Genomic DNA, 22,796 nt, shown 5'->3' on the forward strand with positions numbered 1-22,796 from the left:
CTCCAAATTTTAGTAACCAGGATTTTGCTGCAAATTTGGATTTGAAAGCAATGCAGTTTGTGGAATCGGGAAGATATTTTTGGTTTCATCACCCGAAACCTCTTTAAGTGCCCAATCGCTTGTAAATTGACCAAAACGAATCATATCGGTTCTTCTTACAAACTCGGTGTAAAGCTCACGTCCTCTTTCGTCAAGCAATTGTTGCTCGCCAACGGTTCCTAGGGGAGCTGCTCCACGTATAGTTCGAAGTTCATTAACCATAGATGTTGGGTCACCTCCAGTTCGCATAATAGCCTCAGCTTTCATCAAATGGGCATCTGCATATCTGAATATAACTTTATGGCTGTTGAAGGCGCCATATCTGGCAGCGTATTTTTGAACCCTAATTCCAGTACGTTCGTTGTTACCTATTAGTGAGGCAAACTCTTTTTCAAATACTAGGGGGTTGCCCGGACGGTCTTTTAAAGGAGTGCCATCCAATGCATATTGCTGACCAATCAAAAATCCGAGACCTACATTGGAACCGTCCTCAAATCCGCCATTGTCTGTTGTACCATCAGCACCTGTGAAGGGAGTCCCTACAGAAGGCACCCAACCTCTTCTTTCTTCCTGACCATCCAATGGAGTCCCGTCAACCTCACCTCGGTTACTGTTAGGGTCTCCTTCAAACAAATCGTAGAACTCAGCCAATGTACTGAAACCGTTCCAACCTCCCCCACTGATTCCTGTGGAATTATAGTGAAGACCGTTAAAAATATTGTTCCCTACAGCAGTTTGTGCCCACCAGATGGTTTCAGAATCCGCAGAGTCCCTAAAAATATCAAAATAGCCAGCTTGTAATTCGTAACCGTCAGCGGCGATTTCATCTACCAGAGCAATTACTCGATTCATATCGGCTGAATCGGGAGTACCTGATCCATTGTAGATGTGATTGTTCAACAATACTCTAGCCAATAAAAACTTTGCAGCTTGAGCGCTTGCTCTTTTTAGGTCACCGGTACCAGCGGCCACACTGGGGAGACTAGGAATGGCCTCTTCTAAATCGGCAATTACAAGTGCAACGGCTTCTGTTCTTGTTAGAACACTTGGGTTAATTTCCGGACCTTCATCTACTCCCCTAAAGGGAACTTGGCCAAAGTTATCCAAGATAACCCATGTGGCCCAAGCACGAATAAACTTTGCTTCAGCCAAAGTTAAAGCATCAGCGTTACTTCTGGAATCGATAACCTCAGAGGCCCTAAAAATAGTCTGGTTATAATCATTCCAAGTTCTAAGAATGAAGAGGTGAGAGAAATCCCAGGTATGCGTATGCAGTACCCTCCAGATTCCATTATCTCCCCAATCCGTTCCCCTAGTTGGAACCAGGTGTTCATCTGTGGTAACCTCAGACATGGCATATAGGTTTTCTTGATTTCCCAAAAATCCCCATACGTTGTTGTAAAGGTCGGTTACTTGACTCGCTGGTTCAGTAACCCCAGTAAATCCTGTTCCAGTGTCCTCTGGAATAATTGAATCCGTTTCTTCAATTTCAAGATTGGTACACGAGAACATCAGCATAGCCGAGCTAGCGACTATCGATAAAAGTTTAAATTGATTTCTTTTCATTTTTGTACAATTTTTTTATTAAAATGATGCATTTAAGCCAAACGTAACTGTTCTTGGTCTTGGAAAGGACGTATAATCAATACCTGCTGTTGGAATACCGTTCAATACATCACTAACACCGTTATTTGGTGTTCCAGCTTGAACGCTGATTTCAGGATCCAAACCACTGTAATCGGTAATCAGGAATAAATTTTGCCCAGTTACGGATAGTCTCAAACTTTTCAAAACGCTATCACCACTAAGAGGTACAGTATACCCAAGGGTTGCGTTCTGTAGTCTAACAAAATCACCATCTTCTAAAAATAAGGTGGATACAGGAGCAGAAGCAAAATTACTTTCTCCGCTTGTAAGAACGTCTGGTGTCACATTTCTACCGTTACCTATGGAACCAGCGGTGAAGAAAGCATTCCGTGTGTTGTTGTACACCGAGAAACCAAACTGTCCTGCCAAGTAAGCGGAAGCATCCCAATTCTTATAGTTCACGTTAAGTGAAAGACCTGCATTAATGTCCGGAAGCGCATCTTCACCAACAAAGGTCTGATTATCTATTCCTCCTTCAAAAGTTGGAAGACCAGCACTATCGAATCCAGTAAACTCTCTTAGGAAATACGAGAAAAGGGGTCTGTCTCCCGCTAAAATTTGTGAGAAAGCCAGTGATAGTCCTTGCCCTCTAATGGTACCAGAAGGAATTTGTCCATCAAAATCGGTAAGTTCATTATCGTTGTATGCAATGTTAAAAGCAGTGCTAAAGCTAACATCTTCCGTTTGCACCCAATCCACATTGATATCAAACTCAACTCCTTGGTTAATCAAAGTGGCATCCAAATTTTGGAAGAAACGTGGTTGAGGCGAAGGCTGAGCAGCCTCTATGTTCAGCAATAAATCCGTTGTTTCCTTACGGTAAACGTTAATGCTACCCGAAACCCTGTCATTGTTAAATCCGTAGTCAATACCAATATTGAAATCCAAAGTTTCTTCCCATTTCAAGTCAGGATTTCCAAAGGTAATGGGAAGGGTTCCTGCAGGCTGCCATTCTCCTCCATCATTAATAGAAGGAGCACCATATCTTTCCCTTCTAATAAATTGACCAAAAGTAAGGCCTTCTTGGTTACCAGTAATACCGGCTCCCAATCGTAACTTAAGGGTAGAGAAGGTGTCCCCCATAAAATCTTCTTCATGAATTTTCCATGCGAAGGCACCTGAGGGGAAATAACCATATTGGTTGTTGCCACCAAAGCGGGAAGAACCATCAGCCCTAAGGGTCGCTGTGAAAAGATACTTGTCAGCAAGGGTATAATTAATTCTTCCAAAAAACGATTGAATTTCGTCTGTGTTATCAAAGGTATCCGCTGCAATCGATCGAACTGGACGAGGTGCGGTAGTTGAAATATTTTCGGTTGTAACAGTGGGGAACAGACGCTGTACTATCAGATCGCCCGATCTAGGATCGTATCCAAATTGTTGAAAAGAACCATCAATTTCTGCTTGTACTCCTTCGGTGGATATTCTCAAATCTGACTCCATCTCATTTAAGTCATTAGTGCTAAAACCGAATCCTTCAACGTTACGTCCCGTATTTCCAAAATCCTGAAAAGAATAACCTACAAGAGCATCCAAATACGAATTTTCGAACTCTTTTCGATAGTTTAAGGTAGCTTCCAAAAGGCGGTTTTCCAGTTCCAGAGTGTTGAAGTTTCCACGGCCATTCCCAAAAGCATTTCTACCAATATTAATGGCAAGAGGGGATGTGATACTGAAAGTTTCACCTTCAGACTTGTCATAACCAATATTAACTTTAGCGGTCAATTCAGGCGTTACCTTATACTCTGCGGATGCATTAAGGAGCACACGGTCAACATTGCTTAAAGTTCTGGTGTATCTTAACAATGCAGCAGGACTTAATAGACCCCCTGCAGCTGAAAAATCAGGATTAGTCGGCCATGTTGGGTTCGCAGAATAGGCAGCACCTAAAAGGTCACCGTTAAATCCGGCGCTACCACTTAAGGGCGCTCTCTGCTCATTGACCCTGGATATAGTTCCCTGAAAATTTACAGTCAAATTGTCGTCCAAAAATCGATGTGTTGCATTGATTCTTCCAGTGATTCTTTCAAGGTCTGAATTCTCTACAACACCAAACTGTTTTCCATAACCAAAAGTGGCCCTAACATTTCCTTTGCCGTAGTTGTGAGAATAGGAAAGGTTTTGATTTTGTGAGGCAACGGTACGCGTAACAAAGTCTTGCCAGTTTACATTGTTGCCAAAATCCTGTGCATTTCTATCTCCGCCAAATTGTTCTATCCCATCCAAAAACTCCTCGCTGTTCAGTAGGTCCCATTCATTGGCGGGCGTAGATATACTTAAACTTGAGGAAAACTCAAATCTTCCTCCTGCACTGCCTTTCCCGCTTTTAGTTGTTATAATAACGACACCATTGGCACCACGAGAACCATAGATCGCTGTTGCCGATGCATCTTTCAAAATACTGATACTTTCAATATCGGATGGGTTAAGAAAGCTCAGCGGGTTTGAACCAGCAGAAGTACCTAAACCTGTATCACCACTCGAAGGAGCTGTATCTGCACCTGAAAGTGGCACACCATCCACTACAAATAATGGATTGTTATTGGAACGTACGGAATTAGAACCCCGGATTCGAACATCGATACCGGCTCCAGGAGCACCACTGGACTCAGTGATCTGAACACCCGCAGTTTTACCTTGTATTAATTGTTCTGGGGATGCAATTACACCGGTATTAAAGTCTTCAGAGGTAACTGCCGATACAGAACCGGTGGCATCTTTAACGGTTGTTTGTCCATAACCGATGATCACTACTTCATCCAAAGCTTGTGCATCTTCGTCAAGTACTACATCAATGGTAGCCTGGCCCGCATACGATATTTGTTGGGTAGCATAGCCAATATAACTGTACACCAATACCGAACCGTTGGGGACGTCGTTTAAAGTATAGTTACCGTCAAAATCAGTTTGCGTACCGGTAGTGGTACCCTGTACGACAACACTTGCTCCTGGCAAAGGACCGGTAGCATCAGAAACAGTACCAGATACTGTTTGAGCTTCTGCCATGGCAAAACATAAAAATGCGCCCAACAGCAAAAAGCTTCTAAGTAGCGTAATCTTCATAAATAATGGATTTTTGAGTTTAGTTAATTTTAATTCAAGTGTTAAACATATATAAAAAAAAGGTTAATCAAAATTTAAGCATATCTTAACAATGAGCGAAAACGGTTTCGTGTTGATAACTTTGAAGACATTGAAGGTTGACAAAACTATAACAGTTCAATTGTTTAAATCACAACATACTGATCTGGATTTAAGAAAATCCATAACACAGCCACTAAGATAGCATTATTTTTAATATGGCATCGATGTATTTAAAAGGGTTTCGTAAATTTCGGGGCTTTTTTGTTTAAAGTATGACGGGGATGAATGTCCTTGTCGGTATTCATTAATTCTCATAACCATTTTGATGGGATAAATCGTTTCTTTTTTGAAAGCAAAAATAACTTTAAAGGATATTGCCAGGGAGTTAGAAGTATCCATATCTACGGTGTCAAAGGCGTTGAAGAACAGCGAAGAGATCAGTCGGGATACCAAGGAGAAGGTGCAAGCTTTTGCCAAGCTCTACAATTATAAACCCAATAACATTGCAATAAGTCTAAAAAACAAACGGACTAAGAATATTGGTGTCGTAATTCCAGCCATTGTACACCATTTTTTTACAACGGTAATTCGAGGTATTGAAAAGTATGCCAATGCAAAAGGATATAATGTTATTGTTTGTTTATCTGAAGAGTCTTTTGACCGGGAGGTGATTAACATGGAAATGTTGGCCAATGGAAGCATTGACGGCTTTATTATGTCCTTATCCTCAGAGACCCAGCAGAAAGGAGACTATAATCATTTGAAGGAGGTGACCGAACAGGGAATACCTTTGGTTTTGGTGGATAGGGTAACCAACGAAGTCGATTGTGACAAAGTGATTATAGATGATGAGCTGGGGGCCTATATGGCCACAAAAAAGTTGATAGAGCAAGGAAGAAAAAAAATTGCCCTCATCACAACAGATGATTACCTAAGTGTTAGCAAGGCACGGACCGAAGGATATAGAAAGGCGCTTTTGGAAAGCAATATGGATATTGATGAAAACAGGATACTCAAGCTGTCCTCCATGCAGATGGATGAAAAAAGTATTGAGGTCTTTTTCAGCAAGAAGAAGGTTGATGCCGTTTTGTGCGTGAATGAGATATTTACCGTCTTCAGTATGCGGTTGGTCCAGAAAAAAGGACTTCGCATACCCGACGACATCTCATTTATAGGGTTTACCGATGGGGTGCTGTCCAGATATGCCAATCCAAGTTTGACAGTAGTGGCCCAACATGGGGAAAGAATGGGTGAAATCGCAGCCCAAATGCTAATAGATAAAGTAGAGAACGAAAACGAAGAAGGGAACTATCAAACAAAAATTTTGGAACCCACTTTGGTGGTTCGGGATTCCACAGTGAATTAATTTTGTTTTAACTCATAACAGCAAGAAATATTAATTGCTGACTAGCCATACATTTTATTAGAATGAATCAAGATTATATTATACCAGATCCATGGTCCATTATAGAAGAAGGTTTTGACAAAGAAAGGGTAAAATCTTCCGAGAGCCTTTTTAGCCTTGGAAACGGAGCGATGGGTCAACGCGCCAACTTTGAAGAAAGCTATTCAGGCGACACCTTTCAAGGTAGTTACATAGCAGGAGTATACTATCCGGACAAGACAAGGGTGGGGTGGTGGAAAAATGGATATCCCGAATACTTCGCCAAAGTGCTCAATGCACCCAATTGGATTGGCATTGATTTGAAAATAGATGGCGTTTTCTTGGATTTGAACACGTGCAAAAAGGTTGCAAACTTCAAAAGGCAGCTCAATATGAAAGAAGGCTGGTACAGGCGAAGCTTTGTTGCCACCATGCCCAACGACTTGGAAGTGGCTTTCGAAGTTACCCGGTTTTTAAGTTTGGATTTGGATGAGACCGGAGCCATACAACTAAACCTTCAAGTTTTAAATTCCGATACCGAGGTGATTTTAACACCGTATCTAGATGGTGGCATCAAAAACATGGACAGCAACTGGGACGATAAGTTTTGGGAAATTACCGAAGTGGAATCCGAAGGCAATCGTGCTTTTATCCAGTCGAATACCAACAAGACCAATTTCGCTGTCTGTACTTTTATGCACAATGAGGTATATTTAGATGGAAGTCCTACTGAAGCAAGCCCTATTGCAATAAAAAACGAGACCTCAGTGGCGCATTCGTATTCTCAGCACGTTAAAAAAGATACCACACTTACCATAATAAAATATGGGGGGTATACGGTTGATAGAAACCATCCTAAAAACCAATTGCAGCATGCTGCAAATAGTGTGTTGGACCAAGCTTCTCAATTGGGTTTTGAAGAACTGTTGAGAAAACAAAAAGAGGCGTGGGCACAAATTTGGGAAATGAGCGATATCACCATAGAAGGTGATGTGAAGGCGCAGCAAGGAATTCGCTTCAATATATTCCAGCTTAATCAAACCTACTTGGGCAAAGACTCTCGATTGAATATTGGCCCAAAAGGTTTCACCGGGGAAAAGTATGGAGGAAGCACCTATTGGGACACAGAAGCTTATTGCCTGCCTTTTTACATGGCCACTAAAAATCAAGAAGTAGGGTGGAACCTGCTTAAGTATCGATATAACCATTTACAGAAGGCTATTGAAAATGCCGAAAAATTAGGGTTTTCAGATGGAGCAGCGCTTTACCCCATGGTCACCATGAACGGTGAAGAATGCCACAATGAATGGGAAATAACCTTTGAGGAAATTCATCGAAACGGTGCCATTGCTTATGCCATTTATAACTATACCAGATATACAGGGGATTATAGCTATATCCCTCAAATGGGATTGGAAGTATTGGTGGGCATTGCCCGATTTTGGCGCCAACGGGTAAATTTTTCCCAAGAAAAACAACAGTATGTCATGTTGGGCGTCACCGGTCCCAATGAATATGAGAACAATGTCAACAATAATTGGTATACTAACTATCTGGCCAAATGGTGCATAGATTATACTTTGGAACAGCTTAAAAAAGTCGAAGAAGAGTATCCGAAAGATTACGCTCGAATTGTGGACAAGACCAAAATAAGCCCAACCGAGACCAAGGATTGGGTAAGAGTTAGCGGGAATCTATATTTTCCATACTCTGAAAAATATGAAGTTTTTTTGCAGCAAGATGGATTCTTGGATAAAGAAATGATAAAGGTCGAAGATTTGGATAAATCGGAGAGACCCATCAATCAAAAATGGAGCTGGGACCGAATTCTTCGTTCTCCTTATATAAAGCAAGCCGATGTGCTACAAGGTTTTTATTTCTTTGAAGACCATTTTAGTCAAGAAGAATTGAAACGGCATTTTGACTTCTATGAGCCATTCACCGTGCACGAATCCTCTCTGTCGCCCTGCGTGCACAGTGTTCAGGCAGCCAAATTGGGTAGAATGGAGCAGGCCTATACCTTTTACTTAAGAACTTCAAGACTCGATTTGGATGACTATAATAAGGAAGTGGAAGAGGGACTGCACATTACATCCATGGCAGGTACTTGGATGAGCATTGTTGAAGGTTTCGGGGGTATGCGAATGATGGATGGCCAATTAAGCTTTACTCCTCGAATCCCCACAGGGTGGGATTCCTATTCATTCAAAATCAATTTTAGGAACCAAATTATCACTGCGAATGTAACCAGGGACATAACTTCTTTTCAGATTTCTGGTGATGCGGATTTATATATTATGGTACATGGAAAACGGCTGAAATTGATTCCAGGAGAAACTGTTATGGCATGAAGTTGAATCATCTTACCCATATTTTGATTACGCTAATAATAGCCGTATCGTGCGAGGAAAAACCCAAACAGAAACCCATTGAAAAACCCATGAAAAAAAAGACCGTAGTATATCAGGTTTTTACACGATTATTCGGAAATACAAATACAACCAATAAACCTTGGGGGACCCTAGAGGAAAATGGTGTGGGAAAATTTGACGACTTCACAGAAAAGGCCCTACAAGAAATAAAGGATTTGGGTGTGACCCATATTTGGTACACAGGAGTTCCCCATCATGCGGTGATTAATGATTATACCGAATATGGAATATCCAATGACGACCCAGATGTGGTCAAAGGTCGTGCAGGTTCGCCCTATGCTGTAAAAGATTATTACAATGTCAATCCAGATTTGGCACTGGACCCTGCCAATAGATTGGAAGAATTCAAGGCATTGGTCCAAAGGACACATGAGGCCGGCATGAAAGTAATCATTGACATTGTACCCAACCATGTTGCGCGTAATTATGAGGGGTTGACAAACCCAGAAGGGGTGTCTGATTTTGGAGCTCACGATGATACTTCCAAGGAATATAATGTCAACAATAATTTCTATTATATACCGGGACAGGCATTTCAAGTTCCAGAATGGCAGAATGGATATGTGCCGCTTGGTGGTGAACAGCATGCTTTGTCCAATGGAAAATTTGAGGAAAATCCTGCCAAATGGACCGGGAATGGGTCGCGATTGGTTCGTCCTAATTTCAATGATTGGTATGAAACGGTCAAGGTAAATTATGGAATTCGCCCAGACGGAAGCAAAGACTTTGAGGAATTACCAGAGGAATTTGAAGATAAAGATTACAGGGTACATTTCGATTTTTGGAAAAACAAGACCCTACCGGATTCTTGGAACAAGTTCCGGGACATTACAAACTACTGGCTTGATTTTGGAGTAGACGGTTTTCGTTTTGATATGGCGGAGATGGTCCCCGTTGAGTTTTGGAGTTATCTGAACTCAAGTATTAAAATGAAGAACCCAGATGCTTTTCTGTTGGCCGAGGTATACAATCCCAGTTTGTACCGCGATTATATCCACAAGGGAAAAATGGACTACCTCTACGATAAAGTGGAACTGTATGATAGCATAAAGCATATTATGAAAGGCTATGGGTGGACAGATCATATCCCTATGGTTCAAAAGGGAATGGCAGATATCGAGCATCATATGCTTCATTTTTTGGAAAACCATGATGAACAGCGAATAGCAAGTCCTGATTTTGCAGGTAACGCCAATCTAGCAAAACCGGCCATGGTTGTCTCCGCAACGCTGAGCACCTCGCCCACTATGATTTATTTTGGGCAAGAGGTGGGAGAACCCGGTGCTGAGGATGCCGGCTTTGGAAAGCCAACAAGGACCTCCATTTTTGATTATATAGGAGTGCCGCACCATCAGCGTTGGATGAACAATAAAAAGTTTGATGGTGGTCAACTCAAAGAAAACGAAAAACTACTCAGGGATTTTTATAAAAAGCTGCTCAACTTTACTATTAAAAGTGACGCCTTGATGGGAGACTATCAAGAAATTCATTTTTACAATAAAGATCATACGGAAGGATATGATCATAGGATATTGTCGTATGTACGTTGGTCCGAGGAGGAAAAACTGATTGTTGTGGCGAATTTTGGTGCCGATAAACACTACAAACTGGATTTGAAAATTCCAGAAAGTGTCATCGATAACTGGAAATTGAATAACGAAGAGTACAAGTTGGAGGAACAGTTATATGGGCAAGTGGACCGAATACTCTCTGTGAACGAAGGGCTTGGGATTGTTCCCATCGAACTGGCCCCATTGGAGTCTAGGATTTTTGCTGTTGAGGAATAAAAAAAGCGGATTGTTCCCAATCCGCTCCTTTTAGGCTGGTTAGTTGTTTAGTTAATCTTTTTTAGTGGCCGTTTTTTGGTAAATCAAGGCAATTATGGAACCTATTATTCCATAATATATGATATCGATTATAGCTTCAACAACGTGTCCGGTCAAATCCATCCAGTTGGCAGTGGCATACCAGATGAGCCCCATTCCGATGCCCACGAAGACACCTATCCAAGCACCAAACTGAAAACCCTCACCTACAGAATGGTGTCCTCGGGCCCATTTACTGTATAAACTGCTCAAAACAAATGCACCAACAAGATTACCCAAGGCTATAAGCCCAAGATTGGGAACTTCTTTCATGGTGTTCACAATAGTATGCTCTTCAAAAAAACTGACAGTGGCGATCCCCCAAATAAGGTACCCCAAAAAGAACATCACAATCGCCGCAACTAATGTGGCAATTAAATTAGATTTTGAAAACATGCTTAATTGATTTATTGGTTATAGATTTGATAAAAGTATTAAATATTTATTAACGATTTAATAAAAAATTAATACAAAAATTGCCTTAATGACTTTTATTGCAATATTTTAAGGTACTTTCTTCAATGGAGTTGATTTATTTTCAAATCGTATTTTAGGGGTCAAAATCGAGAACTTTATGAAAAGAAATGTACTATTTGCATTGGCACTTGTTTTTTTGTTCAATAACTGTAGTATGATGGATTCCAAACCAATGGTCATAGGTCACAGAGGTGCCATGGGGCACGAAACGGAAAATACGTTGGCATCTGTTCAAAAGGCCATGGATTTGGGGGTGGATATGATTGAAATTGATGTTTTTAAAATTGAAAGTGGAGAAATTGTTGTATTTCATGATGAGCGCGTGGAACGTCTCACCAATGGTGGTGGAAAAGTGGAGGAATATAACATTGTCGACCTACACCAACTTATTTTGGATGGGGGACACAAAATACCCATGATTCAGGAAGTTCTAAAGCTTATTAACAATCAAGTGGCATTGAACATTGAGTTGAAAGGTGCGAACACGGCGGACAGGGTAAATTTCATTCTCGATTATTACGTTCGGGAAAGAGGATGGACATGGGACAACATCCTTATTTCAAGTTTCAATTGGGATGAGCTTCGTGAAATGCGCAAACTGAACAGTGGGATAAACATAGCTGTGTTGACGGAAGATGACCCTTTGCAAGCGATTGACGTTGCCAAAGAGTTGAATGCTGTAGCCATAAATCCTGATTACAAAACCCTTACTGAAGAAAATGTGGCCCAAATCCAAGAGGTAGGATTCAAAATCTACACTTGGACCGTAAATGAGCCAAATCAAATTGAAAAGATGAAAAATTTTGGGGTGGATGGCATTATTAGCGATTACCCAGAACGGGTCCATTAATGTATGAAGTAATTATTGTTGGCGGAGGAGCTGCGGGATTTTATGCTGCCATTCACATTGCGGAGCAAAACCCTAAATTGAAGATTGCCATTCTGGAAAGGGGAAAGACGATTCTTTCCAAAGTAAAGGTTTCAGGAGGTGGAAGGTGTAATGTGACCCATGGGGAGTTTTTACCAAAAGCACTTGTGGTTAACTACCCCAGGGGACAGAAAGAATTATTGGGTCCTTTCCACCAACACTCGCCCTTGGATGTTATGGCGTTTTTTAAACAACGGGGAGTGCCTTTGAAAATTGAAGAAGATGGCCGTGTGTTTCCCCAAAGCGATTCCTCTCAGACCATAATAGATTGTTTCGAAAGTGAGGCCAACAAGTTGGGTGTGAAAGTATTGAGAAACACTTCGATGGTCGGACTCAGAAAAGATGGGGATTTTTGGTTAATAGAAACAAGAAATACAACATATAAGGCCAAAAGACTGATGTTGGCGACGGGTAGCAATCCAAAAATTTGGAATTTGTTGAAAGCAATTGGACACACCGTAATTCCACCTGTTCCATCGCTTTTCACATTTAATATAGATGATGATCGAATACGTGATATACAAGGGATAAGCACCTATGCCTCGGCCAAAGTACTTCCAAAGGAATCCCCAAAACCAGGGTCACCATTGAAAAGTCTCTCAAAAGAATCCCCAAAATTGCAGGCCGAAGGCCCTGTCTTAATTACACACTGGGGCTTAAGTGGGCCTGTTATTCTAAAGCTATCCGCTTGGGGAGCATTAATTTTGAAGCAATACGATTATAAGTTCAATGTAGAGATTAACTGGATGCCCGATTATACTACCAGTTCAATGGAAGGTTATCTAAGGGAAATAAAAAAAACCGAAGCCAAAAGGACAATTTTAAGGACCCATGCGATGGACCTGCCTCGAAGACTATGGGTCAAATTAGTACATGCAGCGGGTATCGGAAATGATCTTAAATGGGCGGACACGAATAAGGAGCAGTTGCAAAAATTAGCGGAGCAACTCACAGCCTCAACATTTAAGGTTGATGGGAAAAGCACCTTTAAAGAAGAATTTGTAACCGCAGGAGGTATTGACCTAAAAGAAATAAATTTTAAGACTTTCGAGAGTAAACTGCACTCTAATCTTTTTTTCGCAGGAGAAATCATCAATGTGGACGCCATCACCGGGGGGTTCAATTTTCAGAATGCCTGGACAGGCGCCTATATCGCGGCCAAAGCCATTGCTTCCAAAAACACTTAGTTCAATGTCATAGCCAAGCCTGCAGCAAGTATACCTCCTAAAATAGGTCCTATAACAGGAATCCATGAATATCCCCACCCGTTGGAACCCTTGTCCTTTATGGGCAATAAGGCATGAACTATACGTGGTCCCAAGTCCCTTGCCGGATTTATGGCGTACCCAGTGGTTCCGCCCAGTGAAAGACCAATGCCCCAAACCAATAAGGCCACTGGAAGTGCACCAAGCGAACCCAATCCAATAACGGTGTCATCAGAGGATATAACGGCATCCGTAAAATACAGCACAGTGAAAACCAAAACGAAAGTCCCTACAGCTTCCATCAATATATTTAGTCCAACATTGGGTATTGCAGGAGCTGTACAGAACACACCTCTTTTAGTATTCCCATCTGGAGTTGCATCAAAATGTGCTTTATGGGTCAACCATACCATAAATGCAGCGAACATGGCACCGATAAACTGAGCTAAAATGTATGAAGGGACATCGCCCCATGGAAATTCACCTGCCGTGGCCAATCCTATAGTCACTGCTGGGTTAATATGTGCCCCACTATGAGGTCCGGCAACCACGACACCGGTATAAACGGCAAAGGCCCATCCGGTAGTGATCACTATCCATCCAGAACCACTACCATAGGTTTTTTGAAGGGAGACATTGGCATTGACACCACATCCCAAAAGCATCAACAAAAAGGTGCCCACAATCTCTGCGATAAACGGAGTCATAGAAAATTTGATTTATTTGTTTTTACTCCAGTGTTCCAGTGCATCAATAGCGCGATACCATCCTTTTATGCCTTCTTCTATGGGTTCTCTATTCGTGGAAGGGTTAAAATGCACGTCGGTTTGCCAAATGTCTTGGATTTCTTCAGGACTTTCCCAATAGCCCACGGCCAATCCAGCCAAATAAGCAGCTCCCATCACTGTGGTTTCCACGATTTTGGGACGAACTGTTACTGTGTTCAACACATCCGATTGAAATTGCATAAGCATGTTGTTCACTGTGGCACCCCCATCCACGCGAAGCTCCTTGATTGAAATACCGGAATCCGCTTCCATAGCTTTCAATATATCCATGGTCTGATAGGCAATCGATTCCAAGGCGGCTCTGGCAATATGTGCATCTGTGCTGCCCCGAGTCAAACCAAAAATAGTCCCTTGGGCACGTTGGTTCCAGTGGGGAGCTCCCAATCCGGCAAAGGCTGGCACAAAATACACGCCATCCGAGCTTTCCACAGAACCTGCTAATTTTTCTACCTCAGAAGAAGTTTTGATGATTTTAAGACTATCGCGAAGCCATTGCACCACAGCACCCGCAATGAAGATGCTTCCCTCCAATGCATAATGCGTCTTCCCATTGATTTTCCATGCGACTGTGGTCAGCAAGTTGTTTTTAGAAACGATGGGTTTCTCCCCAATGTTCATCAACATAAAACAGCCAGTACCATAGGTGTTCTTGACCATACCCTGCTTCGTGCACATTTGACCGAAAAGTGCAGCTTGTTGATCTCCAGCAATGCCCGCAATGGGTATTTTGGAAGCAAAAAAGTTGGGGCTGGTATACCCATACACCTCGCTGGACTGCTTTACCTTGGGCAGCATACTTTTAGGGACTGTCAATAATTCTAGGAGTTCATCATCCCAATCCATGGTATTTATATTGAAGAGTAGCGAACGGCATGCATTGGTAACATCGGTAATGTGCAGTTTGCCCTCGGTCATTTTCCAAATAAGCCAAGTGTCGATTGTGCCTAACGCCAAATCACCCGCCTCTGCTCTTTCACGAATACCTTCCACATTATCCAAAATCCACTTCACCTTGGTGCCGGAAAAGTAGGCATCGATGACCAATCCCGTTTTTTCACGAATCATCTTCGAGTGACCTTTATTTTTTAACTGATCGCAGTAATCCGCAGTCCGTTTATCTTGCCAAACAATGGCATTGTAAACAGGTTCCCCTGTGCTTTTATCCCAAATCACTACGGTTTCACGTTGGTTGGTGATGCCGATGGCGGCCATTTGTTCTCCTTTCAATCCTTTTTTGCTGACTGCTTCAGCGGCAATCCCTGCCTGAGTGGCCCAAATTTCGTTGGGATCATGTTCCACCCATCCGGGTTTAGGGAAAATCTGGGTAAATTCTTTCTGCGCTACGGAGATTATGGTACCCTTTTTATCAAAAATAACGGCTCTGGAACTGGTGGTGCCCTGATCCAAGGCGAGGATGTATTCGCTCATTTTCATTAAATTAAATGCGCCTGAATTTAATAAAATAAATTCGTGAAACCTTTTTTTAAAATTGGAATATGCAAACCTATGTGGCCCTGTTACGAGGAATCAATGTAAGTGGACAGAAAAAAATTCTAATGCCCGACCTAAAGGCGACATTTGAAAATATTGGATTGAAACGCGTTGTCACCTATATCCAAAGCGGAAATATAGTTTTTGAAAGTACTAGTTCCAATATCAAGGAACTGGAAACTAGCGTTCATCGAGCAATTTTAAGGGATTTTGGCTTTGATGTTCCAATATTGGTTATGGCCGCAAATGATATAGTTAGCATATTGGAGTCTAATCCGTTCGCAGAGGAAAAAGAGAAGAAAGGCCTGTATTTTGTTCTGTTGAAGGAAACACCTAATAAAGAACGGGTATCTAAGTTTAACAACCTCAAATTTGAGGATGAAGAATACTATATTATATCTACCTGTGTGTATTTGAACTGCAAGGCAGGATATGGCAAAGCCAAACTGAACAATAACCTTATTGAAAGGAAGTTAAAGGTAGAAGCTACCACCAGAAACTGGAAAACGATGCAAAAACTGTTGGAGCTTGCAGAGCAAATCAAGGATTAAGATCCCAGATCTTGTAATTCAACAAAGCGGCAAAGCATACCCATGCCAAATAGGGAATCATCAAGTAGGCCGCAGGCTTACTGACCACTTTGAACCAGCGTATTGTAAGCATGATCATGGAGAGGAGGCCCAAAATTACAATAAGTGCCCAAAACGGACTTTTCAAACCAAAAAAGATAATGCTCCAAAGTGCATTTAGGAGCAACTGAAAACCAAAATGATAGAGTGCCGTTTTTACCCAAATATGATGGAAACCTTTGGACCATACAATTCCAGCGGCAGTTCCCATCAACACATACAAAACTGTCCAGACAGGTGCAAAAAGTTCATTAGGTGGATTAAATGTTGGTTTTTTAAGGTTTACATACCAATCGTTCACCGAACTTTGTGTCGCAAAACTGGACAAATAACCAACCAATAGACAAAGGACAACACAGATGGTTATGTAAAGAATTCTTTTTTTCATGGTTGGTGCAACTCCGTCTAAAATAAGAATTTATTTATTTCCACTTTTAAAGAAGCAATTTGCATGGGTTATATTTGCCAAAATGAATCACGAATGACCGAAAAAGACTTTCTGCCAAAAGCCTATTCAGTATTACCAGCAGAAGCAAAAGTGACCTGGAAGGCACCCAGTAACATCGCCTTGGTCAAGTATTGGGGGAAGCACCCGAACCAAATTCCTGCCAATCCATCAATTAGTTTTACCTTGGATGCTTGTTCCACTACCACCTCGGTTTCATTTACAAAAAGGGATTCCAAAGACACTGATTTTTCATTTGATCTGACCTTTGAAGGAAAATCCAAAGAGGATTTCAAACCCAAGGTGAACACTTTTTTGAATCGAATCGATAGGTATTTACCTTTTTTAAAGGAATATCATTTCAACATAGAAACGTCCAACTCGTTTCCGCATAGCAGTGGAATAGCTTCTTCCGCCAGCAGCATGGCCGCTTTGGCCCTTTGCTTTATGGACATCGAAAGACAACTGAATCCCAAAATGTCCAATGATTTTTTTAACATGAAGGCCTCGTTTTTGGCCCGTTTGGGATCAGGCAGTGCTTGTAGGAGCATTGAGGGCGATTTAGTCACATGGGGGGAACACGGGGGGTTGACAGAAAGCTCAAATCTATATGGAATCAAATACCCATTAGAGGTGCACCCCATTTTTAAAAAGTATCATGACACCATTATGTTGGTGCATAAAGGACAGAAACAAGTAAGCAGCACTGTGGGGCACAATTTGATGAAGGGGCATCCTTATGCCAAACAGCGTTTTCAACAAGCTCACCAAAATTTGGATAGACTGAGGTCTATCTTGGCCCAAGGAGACGTGGAAGACTTTATAGAAGTGGTGGAAAGCGAAGCGCTGACGCTGCACGCCATGATGATGACCAGCACTCCTTATTTTATTTTGATGAAACCGGATACCTTGGAAATCATCAATAAAATTTGGCATTTCAGGAAGGAGACCAAGACTCCTATTTGCTTTACGTTGGATGCCGGGGCCAACGTTCATGTGCTGTATCCGGAGTCGGTCAAGGAAAAAGGCAATCAATTTATTCAGGATGAATTGGTTGCGCATTGTGAAAAGGGACATTACATTTGTGATCGAATTGGAAATGGGGCAAGAAAATTGTGACTAAAAAATAAACGTCAAAACTGTTTTTTTGCGTTATTTGTCCCGATAAGATAAATCAAAAATATTTTGTTTAACCTCAATATTCAAAAAATTAAACAAAATAATTACTATCTTAGCATAAGCTTATGAAAGGACCGCTGTTTTATTCCAAAATTCTGTTGTTTGGTGAATATGGTATCATCAAAGACTCCAAAGGTCTTTCCATTCCTTACAATTTTTTTAAGGGAGCCTTGAAAAAGGAAAAGAATCCATCCGAAAATGCCAGACAATCAAATCAGGCATTGCATGAATTTGCATCCCACCTAAGCAAGCTGCAAACGGAAGAACCCGATTTGGTTTCATTTGATTTAAAATCACTTCAGCACGATATTGACCAAGGAATGTATTTTGACAGCTCCATTCCGCAGGGATATGGAATTGGCAGCAGTGGTGCTTTGGTAGCGGCGATATATGACAAATACGCCCACGATAAAATTACGGTGTTGGAAAATCTGACCCGGGATAAATTGTTGAAATTGAAGGAGATTTTTGGCAAGATGGAATCCTTTTTCCATGGAAAATCCTCGGGATTGGACCCCTTGAACAGTTATTTGAGCCTACCCATTCTCATTAATTCCAAAGACAATATAGAATCGACCAGCATCCCCTCGCAAAATGCAGAAGGTAAGGGAGCCGTGTTCTTGTTGGATAGTGGCATTACTGGTGAAACGGCACCTATGGTGCAGATTTTTATGGAGAAGATGAAGCAGGAAGGTTTCAGAAATGTGATCAAAAATGAATTTATCAAACATACCGATGCCTGCGTGGAAGATTTTTTGAGTGGAAACGTAAAATCGCTTTTCGGAAACCTCAAACAGCTTTCCCATGTGGTTCTAGATCATTTCAAACCCATGATCCCTTCAAAATTTCACCAACTTTGGCAGCAGGGCATAGAGACCAATGATTACTACCTAAAACTTTGCGGTTCAGGAGGTGGAGGATATATATTGGGCTTTACCCAAGATCTTGACAAGGCCAAAACGGCACTTGCCGGCCATAAATTGGAAGTGGTGTACAACTTCTAAGAAAATCCCATGCTTAATAGAAAAAACAAACTCATGCTTTTTAAGCTGTTGAGTCTGTTTTCAGTGGTGCGGGGATATAATATTTTGGTCATCACTTTGGCCCAGTATCTGGCTTCCATCTATATTCTAGCGCCAGATTTGCCCTTGCACGAGGTGATTTTGGATCTAAACCTGTTCCTTATCGTGACCGCTTCGGCCTTGGTTATCGCCAGTGGCTATATCATCAATAATTTTTACGACGCGGAGAAGGACTTGATCAACAAACCTACCAAAAGCATGTTGGATCGTTTGGTGAGTCAGCGTTTTAAGTTGACGACCTATTTTATCCTCAACTTTTTGTCTGTTTTAGCTGCGAGTTACATCTCTTTTAGGGCAGTGTTGTTTTTTTCCGCCTACATTTTTGGCATTTGGATTTATTCGCACAAACTAAAAAGAATTCCCTTTTTGGGAAACTTGGTTTCGTCCACTTTGGCCATAGCCCCGTTTTTTGTAGTTTTTGTCTATTATCTAAATTTTGAGACCGTCATCTTTGTGCATGCCCTTTTCCTGTTCTTACTGATTTTAGCAAGGGAAATGATTAAGGATTTGGAAAACATGGCGGGTGATATGGCTCAAAACTATAGAACCATACCAATACTTTTTGGTCTTAAGACCTCCAAATTCATGATTACCTTTCTCATTTTACTGACCTGGGTGCCAGCCTTATTGCTCATCAAAACCTTTGATGTAGGCTATATGTACCTTTACTTCTGGCTTTGCATTGTCCTTTTGGGACTGTTTCTTGTTTTACTATGGAAATCCAGTGGGAAAAAACATTATGTTTGGCTGCACAACATACTTAAATTCATCATCGTGTTGGGCGTTTTCAGTATTTTATTGATTGATATTGATTTGGTATTAAATCGAATTCTGTAATGGAAAACCTATTAAAAGTGGCCATGGCCCAACTAGCTCCTGTTTGGTTGAACAAAACGGACACCCTAAACAAAATTGAATCCACCATTGAGGAAGCTGCCAAGGAAAAAACAGAGCTTTTGGTTTTTGGGGAGGCCTTTTTGCCGGGATATCCCTTTTGGTTGGCCTACACGGATGGTGCAGCTTGGGATTTAAAAGTAAACAAAGAACTGCATGCCCATTATGCACGTAATTCGATCCAGATAGAAACAGGAGAACTGGACGCCATTTGCCAAATGGCCCGCACCCATAAAATGGCCATTTATCTTGGAATGATTGAACGCGCCAAAGACCGAGGCGGACACAGTTTGTATTGTTCGTTGGTTTATATAAATCAAGATGGGGAGATAAAATCGGTGCATAGAAAACTCCAACCTACCTATGATGAACGCTTGACTTGGGCGCCTGGCGATGGAAATGGTCTGAGGGTTCACAATTTGAAAAATTTTACCGTAGGCGGACTCAATTGCTGGGAAAACTGGATGCCGCTTCCCAGAACAGCATTGTATGGCCAAGGTGAAAATTTACATGTGGCCGTGTGGCCGGGAGGTGTGCACAATACCAAGGACATTACACGATTTGTTGCCCGGGAATCAAGAAGCTACGTGATATCCGTTTCTTCTTTAATGACGACTTCAGATTTTCCAAAGAACACGCCCCATTTGAACAAAATTTTGGAAAAAGCCCCAAAGGTTCTGGCCGATGGTGGCAGTTGCATCGCCGGACCTTATGGGGAATGGATTGTGGAGCCTATTGCCCGCAAGGAAGGCATATTTTATAAAGTATTGGATTTTAATCGGGTGCTGGAAGAACGTCAAAATTTTGACCCCGTAGGGCATTACTCCCGTCCCGATGTCACCCAATTGACCGTCAATCGAGAACGACAATCCACAATTAAAATAAAAGACCAGTAAACTTAAATGTGCCATTTCCCCCGACTGGGAGAAATCCAAAAACTAGATTTCCTCAGTCGTCCCGGTTGCAATCGGAACTCCTTCGAAATGACTATAGTAAATTATTGCACCTTTGAGAAAACATCACAAGTGTTTGACTACATTTGCAAAAAATTAAAGACTGATGGCGAAATCAGACAGTAACCGCGGCAGAAGACCTGCCAAAGGTTCCAAAAAAGGGAATCCACAAAAACCTTACGGTAAAAAACATACCCCCAATCCTCGACAAAAACCAGTTCACAAAAAAAGCAATCCTGATGAGATTCGTCTCAACCGTTACATTGCCAATGCAGGTATTTGTTCCCGAAGGGAAGCGGATACCTATATCGCTGCTGGAAACGTTACGGTGAACGGCAAGGTCATCACCGAAATGGGCCATAAAGTCAAACGTTCCGATGATGTCCGTTTTGATGGGCGAAAGCTCAACTTGGAGAAGAAGGAATATGTGCTGTTGAACAAGCCTAAGAACTTTATCACCACAACCAGTGACGAAAAGGGAAGACATACGGTCATGGAGTTGGTTTCCAGCGCCTCCAAGTCCCGTTTGCTGCCCGTGGGCCGTTTGGACCGAAACACCACAGGACTCTTGCTCTTCACCAACGATGGCGACCTGACTAAAACCCTGACCCATCCCAAGCATGGAGTGCGTAAAATTTATCATGTGCATTTGGATAAAAGTTTAAGTATGCGCGACCTACAACAAATCGAAGAAGGCTTGGAACTGGAAGACGGGTCTATTACGGTGGATAGTATCAGCTATATTCAAGGAGCACCCAAACGGGAAGTAGGTGTTGAAATCCATAGTGGGCGTAACCGCATTGTACGTCGCATTTTTGAACACCTGGGCTATAATGTGACTAAATTGGACCGGGTCATTTTTGCTGGACTTACCAAAAAGGACCTTCCACGAGGTCACTGGAGGCATTTGACCGAGCAGGAGGTGATCAATTTGAGGATGATAAAATAATAGCTATTCAAAATAGTTTATCCATTTTCTCTCGAATTTCCTGCAAACACAAATTCCCCAAACCACCTTCATGGGTATGTTCAATATCCTTTTTTGGTTTGAAGTTTCCATTTTCAATGGCTTTCCCCATGGTTTTGTAGGCATCTCGAAAGGGCACTCCATTTTTTACCATTTCATTGAGGGTGTCCACACTAAATAGGTAATCGTATTTTGGGTCTTTCAAAATGTCTGTATTTACCTGAATTTCTTTCAGACTAAAGGACATCATTTCCAAACAGGCTTTTAGGTCTTGAATTGCTGGTACAATGACATCCTTGACCAACTGGAGATCTCTATGATAACCACTGGGGAGGTTATTGATGATTAAAATTAGTTGGTTGGGAACCGCCTGAATCTTGTTGCACTTGGCTCGAATCAGTTCAAAAACGTCCGGATTCTTTTTATGTGGCATGATACTGCTTCCCGTGGTGAGCTCATTGGGGAAAGAAATAAAATCGAAGTTCTGGTTCATATACAGACAAATGTCCATAGCCAGTTTCGACAAGGTTGCTGCAACACTGGACATACCAAATGCGGCAGACTTTTCCACTTTACCCCGTCCCATTTGGGCCGCCACAACATTGTACTTTAAGGTGTCAAAGCCCATTTCGGAAGTGGTAAAACTACGGTCAATCGGGAACGAACTCCCATAGCCTGCCGCACTCCCCAACGGATTTTGGTCCGCAATTTTGTAAGCTGCCTGCACCAGATATAGGTCGTCCACCAAGCTTTCAGCGTAGGCGGAAAACCAAAGTCCAAAAGAGGAAGGCATTGCAATTTGCAGGTGGGTGTATCCTGGAAGCAATACATTTTTATGTTTTTCGGCAAGTTTGAGCAGCAAGTCAAAAAGCGACTTTATTTGTAGTTTGATTTCCGAAAGCTCATCTTTCAAATACAACTGCATCGCAACCAATATCTGATCATTTCTGGATCGGGCCGTATGGATTTTTTTTCCAGTATCACCCAAGGTTTCGGTCAACAGATACTCAATTTTGGAGTGCATGTCCTCAAAATCATCCTCAATGGTAAATTTGCCTTTTTCAATATCCTTGGCAATGTTCTCCAATGCTTTGACCAAATCGGCTGCTTCTGTCTCAGAAATCAAACCTACTTTTCCAAGCATTTTGGCATGGGCCTTCGAGGCGATGACATCATATTTCGCCAAGACCAAGTCCAATTCACGGTCGTTACCTACTGTAAAGTGGTCAATTTTTTTATCGGTGATGAATCCTTTGTCCCAGAGTTTCATAGTGTAATTTTTGGTCATTCCCATAAAAATGGGAACC

At 41.8% G+C, this 22,796-nt stretch carries 18 protein-coding genes; 11 read left to right on the plus strand and 7 right to left on the minus strand.

The genetic code is table 11. The features are described from left to right. Nucleotides 1-9: 9 nt before the first annotated feature. Entirely contained in the window at nt 10-1,605 is a 1,596-nt protein-coding gene (locus GTQ34_RS09075; RefSeq protein WP_166523454.1) for a RagB/SusD family nutrient uptake outer membrane protein, read from the minus strand. Nucleotides 1,606-1,623: 18 nt separating this feature from the next. After that, nucleotides 1,624-4,749, minus strand: coding sequence for a SusC/RagA family TonB-linked outer membrane protein (locus tag GTQ34_RS09080; RefSeq protein ID WP_166523455.1), 3,126 nt, complete (start codon nt 4,747-4,749; stop codon nt 1,624-1,626). 367 nt (nt 4,750-5,116) lie between these two features. On the opposite strand from GTQ34_RS09080, the gene GTQ34_RS09085 reads away from it, so the two are divergent. From GTQ34_RS09085 to GTQ34_RS09095, 3 genes are all read left to right on the plus strand, one after another. Continuing rightward, the gene (locus tag GTQ34_RS09085) at nt 5,117-6,136 is read left to right on the plus strand and encodes a LacI family DNA-binding transcriptional regulator (protein WP_166523456.1); all 1,020 of its coding nucleotides are present in this window, start codon (nt 5,117-5,119) and stop codon (nt 6,134-6,136) included. 62 nt (nt 6,137-6,198) lie between these two features. Next, nucleotides 6,199-8,505, plus strand: coding sequence for a glycoside hydrolase family 65 protein (locus GTQ34_RS09090; RefSeq protein ID WP_166523457.1), 2,307 nt, complete (start codon nt 6,199-6,201; stop codon nt 8,503-8,505). After that, the gene (locus GTQ34_RS09095; RefSeq protein WP_166523458.1) at nt 8,502-10,373 is read left to right on the plus strand and encodes an alpha-amylase family protein; all 1,872 of its coding nucleotides are present in this window, start codon (nt 8,502-8,504) and stop codon (nt 10,371-10,373) included. The genes GTQ34_RS09090 and GTQ34_RS09095 overlap by 4 nt, the downstream gene beginning before the upstream one ends. Nucleotides 10,374-10,424: 51 nt before the next feature. Here the strand turns inward: GTQ34_RS09095 and GTQ34_RS09100 are convergent, their stop codons facing one another. Next, nucleotides 10,425-10,847 (minus strand): hypothetical protein, encoded by a 423-nt coding sequence (locus GTQ34_RS09100; RefSeq protein ID WP_166523459.1) that lies wholly within the window; start codon nt 10,845-10,847, stop codon nt 10,425-10,427. Nucleotides 10,848-11,025: 178 nt separating this feature from the next. Here GTQ34_RS09100 and GTQ34_RS09105 point away from each other — a divergent pair, with 178 nt between their 5' ends. Both GTQ34_RS09105 and GTQ34_RS09110 read left to right on the plus strand, forming a co-directional pair. After that, nucleotides 11,026-11,778 carry a glycerophosphodiester phosphodiesterase gene (locus tag GTQ34_RS09105; protein WP_235914999.1) on the plus strand — a complete coding sequence of 251 codons (753 nt, stop codon included), beginning with the start codon at nt 11,026-11,028 and terminating at the stop codon, nt 11,776-11,778. After that, the gene (locus GTQ34_RS09110) at nt 11,778-13,043 is read left to right on the plus strand and encodes a BaiN/RdsA family NAD(P)/FAD-dependent oxidoreductase (RefSeq protein WP_166523460.1); all 1,266 of its coding nucleotides are present in this window, start codon (nt 11,778-11,780) and stop codon (nt 13,041-13,043) included. The genes GTQ34_RS09105 and GTQ34_RS09110 overlap by 1 nt, the downstream gene beginning before the upstream one ends. On the opposite strand, the gene GTQ34_RS09115 is transcribed toward GTQ34_RS09110, so the two are convergent. Then, complete coding sequence (locus tag GTQ34_RS09115; protein ID WP_166523461.1) at nt 13,040-13,768, minus strand: MIP/aquaporin family protein; 729 nt, start codon at nt 13,766-13,768, stop codon at nt 13,040-13,042. The genes GTQ34_RS09110 and GTQ34_RS09115 overlap by 4 nt on opposite strands. A 12-nt stretch (nt 13,769-13,780) precedes the next feature. Next, nucleotides 13,781-15,277, minus strand: coding sequence for a glycerol kinase GlpK (gene glpK / locus GTQ34_RS09120; RefSeq protein WP_166523462.1), 1,497 nt, complete (start codon nt 15,275-15,277; stop codon nt 13,781-13,783). Between the two features lie 68 nt (nt 15,278-15,345). Between glpK and GTQ34_RS09125 the strand changes: the two genes are divergently transcribed. Beyond that, nucleotides 15,346-15,891, plus strand: coding sequence for a DUF1697 domain-containing protein (locus tag GTQ34_RS09125; protein WP_166523463.1), 546 nt, complete (start codon nt 15,346-15,348; stop codon nt 15,889-15,891). Here GTQ34_RS09125 and GTQ34_RS09130 read toward each other — a convergent pair. After that, a complete protein-coding gene (locus GTQ34_RS09130) occupies nt 15,881-16,357 on the minus strand; it encodes a TspO/MBR family protein (protein ID WP_166523464.1) in 477 nt (158 codons plus the stop codon). The two genes, GTQ34_RS09125 and GTQ34_RS09130, sit on opposite strands and share 11 nt — an antisense overlap. A 93-nt stretch (nt 16,358-16,450) precedes the next feature. Here GTQ34_RS09130 and GTQ34_RS09135 point away from each other — a divergent pair, with 93 nt between their 5' ends. From GTQ34_RS09135 to GTQ34_RS09155, 5 genes are all read left to right on the plus strand, one after another. After that, nucleotides 16,451-17,533: a diphosphomevalonate decarboxylase gene (locus GTQ34_RS09135; protein WP_166523465.1), complete on the plus strand. Its 1,083-nt coding sequence runs from the start codon at nt 16,451-16,453 to the stop codon at nt 17,531-17,533. Between the two features lie 125 nt (nt 17,534-17,658). Then, the gene (locus tag GTQ34_RS09140) at nt 17,659-18,597 is read left to right on the plus strand and encodes a mevalonate kinase family protein (protein WP_166523466.1); all 939 of its coding nucleotides are present in this window, start codon (nt 17,659-17,661) and stop codon (nt 18,595-18,597) included. A gap of 9 nt (nt 18,598-18,606) precedes the next feature. Then, nucleotides 18,607-19,512, plus strand: coding sequence for a geranylgeranylglycerol-phosphate geranylgeranyltransferase (locus GTQ34_RS09145; protein ID WP_166523467.1), 906 nt, complete (start codon nt 18,607-18,609; stop codon nt 19,510-19,512). Further along, nucleotides 19,512-20,465 (plus strand): carbon-nitrogen hydrolase family protein, encoded by a 954-nt coding sequence (locus GTQ34_RS09150; RefSeq protein WP_166523468.1) that lies wholly within the window; start codon nt 19,512-19,514, stop codon nt 20,463-20,465. Before GTQ34_RS09145 ends, GTQ34_RS09150 begins: the two co-directional genes overlap by 1 nt. A gap of 163 nt (nt 20,466-20,628) precedes the next feature. Next, nucleotides 20,629-21,471, plus strand: coding sequence for a pseudouridine synthase (locus tag GTQ34_RS09155; protein ID WP_166523469.1), 843 nt, complete (start codon nt 20,629-20,631; stop codon nt 21,469-21,471). 7 nt (nt 21,472-21,478) lie between these two features. Here GTQ34_RS09155 and argH read toward each other — a convergent pair whose 3' ends face one another. After that, nucleotides 21,479-22,759 (minus strand): argininosuccinate lyase, encoded by a 1,281-nt coding sequence (gene argH / locus GTQ34_RS09160; protein ID WP_166523470.1) that lies wholly within the window; start codon nt 22,757-22,759, stop codon nt 21,479-21,481. Between the last annotated feature and the right edge of the window lie 37 nt (nt 22,760-22,796).

Source organism: Flagellimonas ochracea, from assembly GCF_009903685.1.
Classification (GTDB): Bacteria; Bacteroidota; Bacteroidia; order Flavobacteriales; family Flavobacteriaceae; genus Flagellimonas; species Flagellimonas ochracea.